This is a genomic window from Pseudomonas sp. H3_C08, assembly GCF_054669455.1.
This window is the reverse complement of record NZ_CP162803.1, coordinates 2,193,827-2,205,983: the sequence shown is the minus strand read 5'-3', so window position 1 is coordinate 2,205,983 and position 12,157 is coordinate 2,193,827. Positions and strand designations below refer to the sequence as shown.

At 61.1% G+C, this 12,157-nt stretch carries 7 protein-coding genes; 6 read left to right on the top strand and 1 reads right to left on the bottom strand.

What is annotated here, in order from left to right; genetic code table 11:
* The first annotated feature begins 147 nt into the window (after nt 1–147).
* The 4 genes from AB4N74_RS10125 (at nt 148) to AB4N74_RS10110 (ending at nt 7,634) form a co-directional block, all read left to right on the top strand.
* A complete protein-coding gene (locus tag AB4N74_RS10125) occupies nt 148–3,225 on the top strand; it encodes an autotransporter domain-containing protein (RefSeq protein WP_460099844.1) in 3,078 nt (1,025 codons plus the stop codon).
* Between the two features lie 55 nt (nt 3,226–3,280).
* Nucleotides 3,281–4,969, top strand: a complete 1,689-nt coding sequence (locus AB4N74_RS10120; protein WP_460099842.1) for a polyurethane esterase — start codon at nt 3,281–3,283, stop codon at nt 4,967–4,969.
* 197 nt (nt 4,970–5,166) lie between these two features.
* Nucleotides 5,167–7,020, top strand: coding sequence for a polyurethane esterase (locus tag AB4N74_RS10115; RefSeq protein WP_460099839.1), 1,854 nt, complete (start codon nt 5,167–5,169; stop codon nt 7,018–7,020).
* Nucleotides 7,021–7,259: 239 nt separating this feature from the next.
* Complete coding sequence (locus AB4N74_RS10110) at nt 7,260–7,634, top strand: hypothetical protein (protein WP_460099836.1); 375 nt, start codon at nt 7,260–7,262, stop codon at nt 7,632–7,634.
* Nucleotides 7,635–7,767: 133 nt separating this feature from the next.
* Here the strand turns inward: AB4N74_RS10110 and AB4N74_RS10105 are convergent, their stop codons facing one another.
* Complete coding sequence (locus tag AB4N74_RS10105; RefSeq protein WP_095049074.1) at nt 7,768–7,992, bottom strand: YgdI/YgdR family lipoprotein; 225 nt, start codon at nt 7,990–7,992, stop codon at nt 7,768–7,770.
* Nucleotides 7,993–8,186: 194 nt separating this feature from the next.
* On the opposite strand from AB4N74_RS10105, the gene AB4N74_RS10100 reads away from it, so the two are divergent.
* Both AB4N74_RS10100 and AB4N74_RS10095 read left to right on the top strand, forming a co-directional pair.
* Nucleotides 8,187–9,839 carry a VRR-NUC domain-containing protein gene (locus tag AB4N74_RS10100; protein WP_460099833.1) on the top strand — a complete coding sequence of 551 codons (1,653 nt, stop codon included), beginning with the start codon at nt 8,187–8,189 and terminating at the stop codon, nt 9,837–9,839.
* Complete coding sequence (locus AB4N74_RS10095) at nt 9,836–12,154, top strand: ATP-dependent DNA helicase (protein WP_460099830.1); 2,319 nt, start codon at nt 9,836–9,838, stop codon at nt 12,152–12,154. The genes AB4N74_RS10100 and AB4N74_RS10095 overlap by 4 nt, the downstream gene beginning before the upstream one ends.
* Nucleotides 12,155–12,157: the final 3 nt, after the last annotated feature.

The window sequence follows — 12,157 nt, the reverse complement described above, 5'->3', positions numbered from 1 at the left end:
TTCCCACGCTCTGCGTGGGAATGCAGCCCGTGACGCTCCGCGTCACTGGACGCAGAGCTTCCCTAGAGGCATTCCCACGCGGAGCGTGGGAACGATCAACAGCTGAAGAGACGGATTTTTCGCAACATCACTAAGGAAGGTCGCTGGATGAATAACAACAATACCCCCGCGCAAACGGGAGGCCGCTTTGCCCTGAAAACCCTCACGCTCGCCGTGCTCTGTGCCATCGGCACCGCCCACGCCGCACCCTACGTGGAGAGCGGTCGTACGGGCGATCCGTCGAGTTGGCGCAGTGCCGAGTTCCAGGCCGATTGGGGCCTGGGCGCGATCGGTGCCGATCACGCCTACGCCGGCGGCTATACCGGCAAAGGCGTGAAACTGGGGATCTTTGATCAGCCGGTGTATGCCGCGCACCCGGAGTTTTCCGGCAGCAATAAAGTCGTCACCCTGGTCACCAGCGGGATTCGCGAATACACCGACCCGTACATCCCGGTCAAAGCCGGCGATGCGTTCCGTTATGACGGTTCGCCCTCGGTCGGTTCCGACGGCAAACTCGGCGCCCACGGCACCCACGTCGGCGGTATCGCCGCCGGCAGTCGCGACGGTGGGCCGATGCACGGCGTGGCATTCGGTGCACAGATCATCAGCGCCGACAACGGCGACCCGGGCCCGGAAGACGGCATCGTTCGCGGTAACGACGGCGCGGTGTACAAGGCCGGTTGGGACGCACTGATCGCCAGCGGCGCGCGGATCATCAACAACAGCTGGGGCATCGGCATCACTGACCGTTTCGACCTCGGCGGCCGCGATCCGGCGTACCCGCACTTCACCGTCAATGACGCGCAGTTGCAGTTCAACGAGATCCGTACACTGCTCGGCACCAAACCCGGTGGCGCCTACGACGGTGCGATTGCCGCCGCGCGCAGTGGCATCGTGACGATCTTCGCCGCCGGCAACGACTACAACCTCAACAACCCGGACGCCATCGCCGGCCTCGGCTATTTTGTCCCGGACATCGCGCCGAACTGGATCACCGTCGCCGCGCTGCAGAAGAACCCGGACCTGGCCAGCGCCAATCCGTACATCATGAGTACGTTCTCTTCGCGTTGCGGCTATACCGCGAGTTTCTGCGTCTCGGCGCCGGGCACAAAGATTTTCAGCTCGATCATCGAAGGCACCAACGCCGACAACCTGACCACCGGTTACAAAAACTACAACGGCACCTCGATGGCCGCGCCGCATGTCGCCGGTTCCATGGCGGTGCTGATGGAGCGCTTCCCGTACATGAGCGGTGATCAAGTCGCCACGGTCTTGCGTACCACCGCCACTGACCTCGGCGCACCGGGCATCGACGCCTTGTACGGCTGGGGCATGATCAACCTGCGCAAGGGCATCGACGGCCCGTCGATGTTCGTCACGGAGCAGGACATCCCGGCCGAATTCCGCATCGACGGCGCTTACGGCTCCGGCCAGTTTGTCGCGGATCTGCCGGGCATCGGCGCGATCATTGATCAAGGCAAACCGACCGAGCGTGTGTGCACCGACATCACCTGCGGCCTCGACACCTGGCGCAACGACATTTCCGGTCACGGCGGTTTGACCAAGCAAGGTATCGGCACGCTGGTGCTGACCGGCAACAACACTTACAGCGGCCCGACCCTGGTCAATCAGGGGCGCCTGGCCATCAACGGTTCGCTGCAATCGGCGGTGACGGTGAATGACGGCGGTATCCTCGGCGGCAATGGCCACATCGGCGCGCTGTCGGTGAACAGCGGCGGTACGGTGGCGCCGGGTAACTCCATCGGCACAATGAATGTGGCCGGTGACGTGACCTTTGCACCGGGTTCGACCTACGCCGTAGAGCTGTCGCCGACCAGCAGCGATCAGATCATCGCCACTGGCAAAGCTGTCATCGAAGGCGCGACGGTGAGCATGTCGCTGGAAAACAGCCCGACGCTGCTGAGCACCAATGAAGTGCAAAGCCTGCTCGGCACGCGCTACAACATCCTGCAAGCGGCGGGCGGTATTGAAGGCCGCTTCGGTCAGGTGTTGCCGGATTACGCCTTTCTCGGCGGCACGCTGGCGTACTCGGCCGATGGCATCCAGTTGGCGGTCGGGCGTAACGACGCTTCGTTCGCCAGCGTCGGTTTGACACCGAACCAACGTGCGGTCGGTGCGGCGGCTGAGCGGCTGGGCGCTGGTAACGCGCTGTTTGAAACCCTGTTGCTGTCGCCGAATGAGGCGTCGGCGCAGCAAGCCTTCCAGCAACTGTCCGGCGAGATCCATCCGGCCATCGGCACGATGCTGATCAACGACAGCCGTTACCTGCGTGAAGCGGTGGGCGAGCGTCTGCGTGAGCGTGATCTGTTCAACGCCGGTGCACCGACTGACGATCGCAGCAACGCCTGGGTCAAGGTCCTGGGTTCGTGGGGCAAGAGCGATGACGGGCATGACAATGCCGACTCCAACAGCTCTATCGGTGGCTTGCTCGCCGGTGTCGATGGCTTGATCGCTGAAGATACCCGTCTCGGTTTCGTTACCGGTTATAGCGACAGCTCATTGAGCATGGGCAGCGGCACGCATTCGTCGGCATCAGTCGACAGCTACCACTTGGGTGCGTACCTGGGCCATCAGATCGACGCGCTGCGTCTGACCGTCGGTGGCGCCTACAGCTGGCACCGTGTCGACGTCAAACGTGACCTGCAGTTCGGGGACGTCAGCGGAAAACAAAAGACCAAGCACGATGCTGCAACCACGCAAGTGTTCACCGAGGCCGCCTATGATCTGGGCCTGCAACCGATGAACCTGGAGCCGTTCGCCAATCTGTCCTATGTGCACCTGAACACCGAAAGCTTCACCGAAAAAGGTGACGCCGCCGCGCTGAAGGGCGGTGAGGACAACCGCGATGTGGTGCTGTCGACCCTCGGCGTGCGCGCCAAGCGCAGCTTCGCGCTGTCGGATCAGCATCAGCTGGAACTGGGCGCGAGCCTCGGCTGGCAGCACAACCTGAGCAATGTCGACGCGGACAGCCATCTGGCGTTTGCCAATGGCAACAGCGCGTTCACCGTGCAGAGCGTGTCGATGGATCGCGATGCGGCGGTGGTCGGTGTGCGTGCGGGTCTGGCGCTCAATCGCGATGTGCGGGTGAACCTGGATTACAACGGCCTGATCGGTAACAACGAGAAAGACCACGGCGTGGGTCTGACCCTCGACTGGCAGTTCTAAGGCGTTCCGGCAGTTCTGCGGAGCTGCCGGTTTTTGAAGGAAGAGAGAGCACAACATGGGACTGTTCGATTATAAAAATGCCGATGGCAAAGCGTTGTACAGCGACGCCATCGCACTGACGCTGTATGCCTACACGCCGACCGGCAAGCCTCTGCCGGCCACCGCTTGGGCGCCGCTCACGGCAACCGCGCTGGGTTATCAGGGCAAGGTTGGGCCGCAAGGCACGTTCTTCGGCGAGAAGGACGGCTTCACCAGTGCCGAGGCCGAAGTGCTCGGCAAGTACGACGCCGCCGGCAAATTGATCGGCATCGGCGTCGCTTTTCGTGGCACCGGCGGGCTGGGTTACAGCGACACCTTCGGCGACCTGAAAAACAACCTGCTGGCCGCCATCGGGCCGTCGGATTACGCGAGCAATTACGCTAAAAACGCCTTCGATAATCTGCTCAAGGCGGTCGCCGCATTCGCCATTGCCAACGGCATCGCCGCCAAGGATGTGCTGCTCAGCGGTCACAGCCTCGGCGGGCTCGGCGTCAACAGCGTGGCCGAGTTGAGCGCGAGCAACTGGGGCGGCTTCTTCAAGGACGCCAACTACATCACCTTCGCCTCGCCAACCCAGAGCAGCACCGGCAACAATGTGCTGAACATCGGCTTTGAGAACGATCCGGTGTTCCGCGTGCTCGACGGCACCACGTTCAGTAGCGCGTCGATGGGCAAGCACGACAAGCCGCACGATTCGACCACTGACAACATCGTCAACTTCAACGACAACTACGCGTCCACCGCGCAGAACCTGGTGCCGTTCAGCATCGTCAATCCGCTGAACTGGTCGGCCCACAGCTCGCTGGGCTATGCCGATGGCTTGAATCGGGTCATCGACTCGAAGTTCTATAACCTGACGCATAAAGACTCGACGATCATCGTCTCCAATCTGGAAGAAGCTTCTCGCGGCAAGACCTGGGTCGAAGATCTCGGCCGCAGTGGCGAGCCGCACACCGGCAGCACGTTCATCATCGGCACCCAGAGCAGCGACTGGCTCAAGGGCGGCGCGGGCAACGACTTCCTCGAAGGCCTGGGCGGTGATGACCGGTTCCGTGATGACGGCGGCTACAACATCCTGCTCGGTGGCCAGGGCCACAACACCTTCGAACTGCAGAAACCGTTGCAGAACTTCAGCTTCGCCAGCGATGGGGACGGCACGCTGTACGTGCGTGACGCCTACGGCGGCATCAGCATGACCCGCGACATCGGCGCGCTGGTGAGCAAGGAGTCGGGGTCGTGGTGGGGCAGCAAGGAAATCACCTGGAGCGTCACCGCCAAGGGTTTGACCAATGGCAACGAACTGACCCAGTACAACCACTCGCTCAGCGGCGATGGCTACGGCAATGCGCTGCACGCCACGGCTGACGGTGACTGGCTGTTCGGCCTCGGTGGCGACGACAAACTGATCAGCGACAAGGGCCATGTGACCTTCGTCGGTGGCGCCGGCAATGACGTGATGACCGCCGTGGGTGGCAACAACACCTTCCTGTTCAGTGGCGCGTTCGGTTTTGATGCCATCAACGGTTATCAGGGCAGCGACAAACTGGTGTTCATGGGCGTCGAAGGCGCGGGGCAGGGCTACGACTACAAGCAGCACGCGTCGCAGGCTGGCAACGACACCGTGCTGAAGATTGGCGACTATGCCGTGACCCTGGTCGGGGTGGGAGTGGCTAACCTGTCGGACTCCAGTTTCATGTTCGCGTAGATCCAATGTGGGAGCGAGCTTGCTCGCGAATGCGTAGTGTCAGTTGAAGTATTGGTACCTGACACACCGCTTTCGCGAGCAAGCTCGCTCCCACAGTGAACAGCAACAAGTAGTACTGAAATGCTCCGGGGCGTCCCCGTGGGGCGCCCTGGCTGTGAGCTATCTCTAACAATTCCAACAAGAGAGAGGCAATAGCAATGGGTGTGTATGACTACAAGAACTTCGGCACAGCCGATTCCAAGGCGTTGTTCAGCGATGCCATGGCGATCACGCTGTATTCCTATCACAACCTCGATAACGGCTTTGCCGCCGGTTATCAGCACAACGGTTTCGGCCTCGGCCTGCCCGCCACGCTGGTCACGGCGTTGCTCGGCGGCACCGATTCGCAAGGGGTGATTCCCGGCATTCCGTGGAACCCCGACTCGGAAAAACTCGCCCTCGACGCGGTGAAAAAGGCCGGCTGGACGCCCATCACCGCCTCGCAACTGGGCTATGACGGCAAGACCGATGCGCGCGGAACCTTCTTCGGCGAGAAGGCCGGCTACACCACCGCGCAAGTGGAAATCCTCGGCAAGTACGACGCCCAGGGCCATCTCACCGAACTCGGCGTTGCCTTTCGCGGCACCAGCGGCCCGCGGGAAAACCTGATCCTCGACTCCATCGGCGACGTGATCAACGACCTGCTCGCCGCCTTCGGTCCCAAGGATTACGCGAAGAATTACGTCGGCGAAGCCTTCGGCAATCTGCTCAATGACGTGGTGGCGTTTGCCAAGGCCAACGGCCTCAGCGGCAAGGACGTTCTCGTCAGTGGTCACAGCCTCGGTGGCCTGGCGGTCAACAGCATGGCCGACCTGAGCGGGGGCAAGTGGGGTGGTTTCTTCGCCGATTCCAACTACATCGCCTACGCCTCGCCAACGCAAAGCAGCACCGACAAAGTGCTCAACGTCGGCTACGAAAACGACCCGGTGTTCCGCGCCCTCGACGGCTCGACCTTCACCGGTGCTTCGATCGGCGTGCACGATGCGCCCAAAGTATCGGCCACCGACAACATCGTCAGCTTCAACGATCACTACGCCTCGACCGCGTGGAATCTGCTGCCGTACTCGATCCTCAACATTCCCACCTGGATCTCGCACTTGCCGACCGCGTATGGCGACGGCATGAATCGGGTGATCGACTCAAAATTCTACGACCTGACCAGCCGCGACTCGACGATCATTGTCGCCAACCTCTCGGACCCGGCGCGGGCCAACACCTGGGTACAGGACCTCAACCGCAACGCCGAAACCCATAAGGGCAGCACGTTCATCATTGGCAGTGACGCCAACGATCTGATCCAGGGCGGTAGCGGCAACGATTACCTGGAAGGTCGCGCCGGCAATGACACCTTCCGCGACGGTGGTGGCTACAACGTCATCCTCGGCGGGCAGGGCAACAACACCCTCGATCTGCAAAGTGCGGTGAAAAACTTCGACTTCGCCAATGACGGTACCGGCAATTTGTACGTGCGCGACGCCAACGGCGGGATCAGCATCACCCGCGACATCGGCAGCATTGTCACCAAGGAACCGGGCTTTCTCTGGGGCCTGTTCAAGGACGATGTGACCCACAGCGTCACGGCCGGCGGCTTGAAGGTCGGCAACAACGTCACCGCGTACGAATCCAGCGTCAAAGGCACCAGCGGCGCCGATACGTTGAAGGCGCATGCCGGTGGCGACTGGTTGTTCGGGCTGGACGGCAACGATCACCTGATTGGCGGCGTCGGCAATGACGTGTTTGTCGGCGGCGCGGGTAATGACCTGATGGAATCGGGGGGCGGGGCGGATACGTTCCTGTTCAACGGTGCGTTTGGGCAGGATCGGGTGCTCGGTTTCACGTCCAATGACAAACTGGTGTTTCTCGGAGTGCAGGGCGTTTTGCCGGCGGAGGATTTCCGGGCTCATGCCGCGACTGTCGGGCAGGACACGGTGCTGACGTTTGGCAACGATTCGGTGACGTTGGTCGGGGTGTCGCTGAATAGCCTGAGTGCTGACGGTATTGTGATTGCCTGATGTTGATGGGGCGCCTTTAAGGCCCCCTTCGCGAGCAAGCTCGCTCCCACAGGGGATTTGTGAACGACACAGATCCAGTGTGGGAGCGAGCTTGCTCGCGAAGAACGATAACGCGGTTTAAAAGTGACTCGATGGCCACGACCTGACTCAAACCCCTGCAAAACAGGAGTTGCGGCCTAAAGTCAGCACGTGCACACACGTTCTATAGCTAGCCGCCATTGAGTACAGGAGATTCAAACGTGAAAGGTTTCAAGGGGTATGTCGGGTTCGTCGCACTGGCGCTGTGTTCGGCCAATGCCTGCGCCGATCTGCCTCAAAGTTCGATTTTGAGCCGTTACGGCGTCACCACCGAGCAACTGCCGAGCCCACCGAAAAGCGAAGTGGTCGAACCGGTCGAGGAGAAGAGTCGCTTTCAGATTCAGCCCGAACAACCGTTCGTGACCCTGCGTCTGGGTGACGGTAAACAGCCGCAAACCACCGGCAATCTGAGCATCGATCGCATGGCGCAGCAGGATCTGGAACGCTGCCGGCGCTTGCAGGGGGAAGTGGTCAAGCGGGGTGGCACGTACATGCCGTGCGACGGCAGCCTGCCGGGTATGCCGACCTTCGAATAACACGAGATGATTGTTCCCACGCTCTGCGTGGGAATGCCTCAACGGACGCTCCGCGTTCGGCTCTGGATGGGACGCGGAGCGTCCCGGGCTGCATTCCCACGCAGAGCATGGGAACGATCGACGCGAGCGAAACCTAGTCTTCTTCGCGCACAGTGGCCACTTCATCGGCACGGACCTTCACCTTGGCCCCGGAAATATCCTCGAACTCATAGAAGCCGTCCTTGGTTTTGGTCTTCGGCATGTCCTTGGTCAGGTACTGGGTGCCGTTCTGCAGGGTGACCACCGTCGGCGTCGAGCAACCGGCCAGTGCCAGCGCGGCGGCGATGGCGAAAGGGATGCCCAGTGCTTTGATTTTCATACCCACCTCTAAATCCTCATTCGATGTGATGCCGAGCATTGTCGGCCCTCTAACGCGGTTGGTGCCATCCCCGGAGGAAAAGTTCGATAGCCCGGCGAAAAAATGCCATTGATCATTTTCCGTTTGCACCGGGCAGGGCACAGCTGGTATCTGTACGCATAACCAGTACTCGCTTGCCATGGCCCAGAATTACCGTGACTGCCAATCCCCTCGACGATCCGTTCTATTACCTTAACAACTTCCGGCAAGTGCTTGATTGGCTTGAGCTTCGTTATGCCGATGTAATGAGCGAACCGGAACACGCGTTCATCCGCGACTTCAAGGCCTTGCCGCGCGCGTCGCAGGGTTTGCTGGTGCGGATGGTGATGCGCAAGGGTGTGCATTTTCGTGCCGGCAAACTCAATTACCTTGAAATCGGTGACATCGCCGAGGCCGCGCAGCCCTTGCTGGAGCACGGCTGGATCGACGAACACGCGCCGCTGGTCCTCGCCGAGTTGTTCGATGTGTTGCTCAAGGCCGAGATCCTGCAAGCGTTCGCAGCCTTTATCGAGCAACCCAAGGGCCGCAAGGACGATTGGCTGCCGCTCCTCGCCGAGCAGTTTGCAGAAGCTCGCAGCCTGCGCGACTGGGCGCCGCTGCTCGATGATCGCTTGTTCAGCCTGACCATCATGGACCTGTGCGACCGCTTGCGGCTGATGTTCTTCGGCAACCTGTATCAGGACTGGTCGGAATTCGTCCTCGCCGACCTTGGCATCTTCACTTATGAAAAAGTCGAATTCTGCGCCGACTCGCGGGGCCTGCGCAGTCGCGAAGACGTCGATGCGTGCCTGTTCCTGCACAACTGTCAATTGCGTTTCGAGGCCGGTGAGCCACTGGACACCATTGTTGCGCAGGTCAGCGCCTTGCACTTCGACAACCCGTGGCTGCAGCGCCGGCGTGGCAAGGTACTGTTCCAGATCGGCCAGTATTGCGAGCGCATCGGCGAGTTTGCCCTGGCCCTGAGCATTTACCGTGACTGCGCCTATCCCGGCGCCCGTATACGCATGATCCGCGTGCTGGAGCGCAGCGGCGAATACTCATTGGCACTGGAACTCGCCACGCTGGCCGAACAGGCGCCGGAAAGCGCTGCCGAGCAGCAAGGCCTGCAACGGATATTGCCAAGGGTGCGGCGCAAACTCGGCGGCCCGCCGCTCAAACGCGTAGCGGCCAGACCGGTCGAGCGGCTGGATCTGCAATTGCCACGCACCGACCCAGCCTTGTCTGTGGAGTTTTACGTGCAGGCGCATCTGCACGATGACGACGGCCCGGTGCATTACGTGGAAAACAGCCTGATCAACTCACTGTTTGGCCTGTTGTGCTGGCCGGCGATTTTCGCACCGTTGCCCGGGGCATTCTTCCACCCTTTTCAGCGTGGCCCGGTGGACCTGCTCAACGAAGATTTCCAGCAACGCCGCGCTGAGCTGTTCCAGGCGTGCCTGAGCGAACTCGACGACGGCCGCTATGCCGCGACCATTCGCCAGCGCTTTGTCGACAAATGGGGCGTCCAGTCGCCATTTGTATTCTGGGGCGCGGTGAATGAACAATTGCTTGAGCAGGCGTTGGCCTGTCTACCCGCCGAGCACCTTAAGCACTGGTTCACCCGTTTGCTGCTCGACATCAAGGCCAACCGCGCCGGCATGCCCGACCTGATCCAGTTCTGGCCGCAGCACAAAACCTACCGAATGATTGAAGTGAAAGGCCCCGGCGATCGCCTGCAGGACAACCAGCTGCGCTGGCTTGAGTTCTGTCACCAACACCAGATGCCCGTGGCCGTGTGTTATGTGCAATGGGCGGAGCAGAGCGCTTGAGTTACAGCATTGCCGTGCGCGCACTCTGCGAGTTCACCGCCAAGACCGGCGACCTTGACCTGCGTTTTACGCCATCACCCACGGCGCTGGAAGGCATCGCCGGCCACCGCACTGTGGCCTCGCGGCGCAGCGAAAAGTATCAAAGCGAAGTGGCGCTCGAAGGCGAGTTTCTGCAGTTGAAGGTCAAGGGCAGGGCGGACGGCTACGACCCGGCGCAGACTTGCCTTGAAGAGGTTAAAACCTACCGTGGCGACCTGAGTAAGCAACCGGCCAATCACCGCCAGTTGCACTGGGCACAGGCGAAGATCTACGGCTGGTTGATGTGCCGCAAACTCGAACTTGAGCAAATCAATCTGGCGCTGGTGTATTTCGATATCGTCAGCGAAAAAGAGACCTGTCTGGTCGAGGCCTTCAGCGCCGAGACCCTCAAGGCCTTTTTCGAACAGCAATGCACGCTGTTCCTGCAATGGGCCGAACAGGAAATGGCCCATCGAGAAGCGCGCAATCTGGCCGCGCAGCAACTGGCGTTTCCCCATGCCGATTTTCGTCCCGGTCAACGGCATCTCGCCGAATCGGTGTTCAAAGCCGTCAGCACCGGCCGTTGCCTGATGGCCCAGGCACCGACCGGCATCGGCAAAACCCTCGGCACGCTGTTCCCGATGCTCAAGGCCTTGGCGCCGCAGCAACTGGACAAGGTGTTCTTCCTGACCGCGAAGACACCGGGGCGCAAACTGGCGCTGGATGCCAGTCAGGTGTTGTTCGATCGGTCACCAGCCTTGCCCTTGCGGGTGCTGGAAATGGTCGCCCGCGACAAGGCCTGCGAACATCCGGACAAAGCCTGTCACGGCGAATCCTGCCCGTTGGCCCAGGGCTTTTATGATCGCCTGCCGGCCGCGCGGGAAGCGGCCAGCCGAATCCGCCTGCTCGACCAAGCCGCCATGCGCGAGGTCGCCACGCAACATGCGGTGTGCCCGTATTACCTGAGTCAGGAGATGGCCCGTTGGGTAGACGTGGTGATCGCCGACTACAACTATTACTTCGACTTCAGCGCCATGCTGTTCGGTCTGGCCCAGCTCAATCAATGGAAAGTCGCGGTGCTGGCGGACGAGGCGCATAACCTCGTCGAGCGCGGCCGGCAGATGTACAGCGCCAGTCTTGATCAATTCACCCTGGGCAGCGTGCGCAAAACCGCGCCCGCGCCGCTGAAAAATGCCCTGCAACGGATCAACCGTGAATGGAACGCGTTGCATGCGCCGCAACTGGCGGCGTATCAGGCGTACGACAAGGCCCCGGAAAAACTCCTGCAAGCGATCTCGTTGTGTTGCGCGGCCATTGGCGATTACCTCAATGACCATCCGCAGGGCCTCGACAGCGCCTTGCAGAACTTCTATTTCGACCTGCTGCAATTCGCCCGGGTGGCGGAGCTGTACGACGAGCATTACCTGTTCGATATCAGCAAGCGCGACCTCGACCGCAAAAAGCCGCTGTCGCAGTTATGCCTGCGCAACGTGGTGCCGGCCGCGTTCATTGGCCCGCGCCTGAAAGCGGCGCGCAGCAGCGTGCTGTTTTCCGCGACCCTCAGCCCGCGTCACTATTACGCCGATTTGCTTGGCACGCCCGCCGACACCGTGTGGATCGACGTCGAATCGCCGTTTTGCGCCGAGCAGTTGCAGGTGCAGATCGTCAGTCGCATCTCGACACGCTTCAACCATCGTCAGGCCTCGCTGGAGCCGATCGTCGAATTGATCGCGCGGCAGTTCAGCGAACGTCCGGGCAACTATCTGGCGTTTTTCAGCAGCTTCGATTATCTGCAACAAGTGGCGTCGTTACTCGCTGAGCGTTACCCGCACATCACCCTGTGGCAGCAATCGCGGGGCATGCTCGAAGGGGCGCGGCAGGCCTTTCTCGATCAGTTCACCGCGCACAGCCAGGGCGTCGGCTTTGCCGTGTTGGGCGGTGCGTTCGGCGAAGGCATCGATTTACCCGGTGCGCGGCTGATCGGCGCGTTCATTGCCACCCTGGGGCTGGCGCAGTTCAATCCGGTCAACGAACAACTCAAACACCGCATGGCCGCCATCTTCGGCGCCGGTTACGACTACACCTACCTGTACCCGGGCGTGCAGAAAGTGGTGCAGGCCGCCGGGCGAGTCATCCGCACCCGTGAGGATAGCGGCGTGGTCATGCTGATTGACGATCGCTTTACCGAGAGCCGGATCAAACAGCTGCTGCCGCGCTGGTGGGCAATCAATCATGAGACGGACGCTTCCCAATTTGCCGGATTACCGCATACTTCTGCTCATGACAATGGCTGGTGAGTG

What these genes read in the sequence shown, in the direction of transcription:
- AB4N74_RS10105 (WP_095049074.1), bottom strand. Translation starts at nt 7,992, where the DNA reads ATGAAAATCAAAGCACTGGGCATCCCTTTCGCCATCGCCGCCGCGCTG.
- AB4N74_RS10115 (WP_460099839.1), top strand. Translation starts at nt 5,167, where the DNA reads ATGGGTGTGTATGACTACAAGAACTTCGGCACAGCCGATTCCAAGGCG.
- AB4N74_RS10120 (WP_460099842.1), top strand. Translation starts at nt 3,281, where the DNA reads ATGGGACTGTTCGATTATAAAAATGCCGATGGCAAAGCGTTGTACAGC.
- AB4N74_RS10125 (WP_460099844.1), top strand. Translation starts at nt 148, where the DNA reads ATGAATAACAACAATACCCCCGCGCAAACGGGAGGCCGCTTTGCCCTG.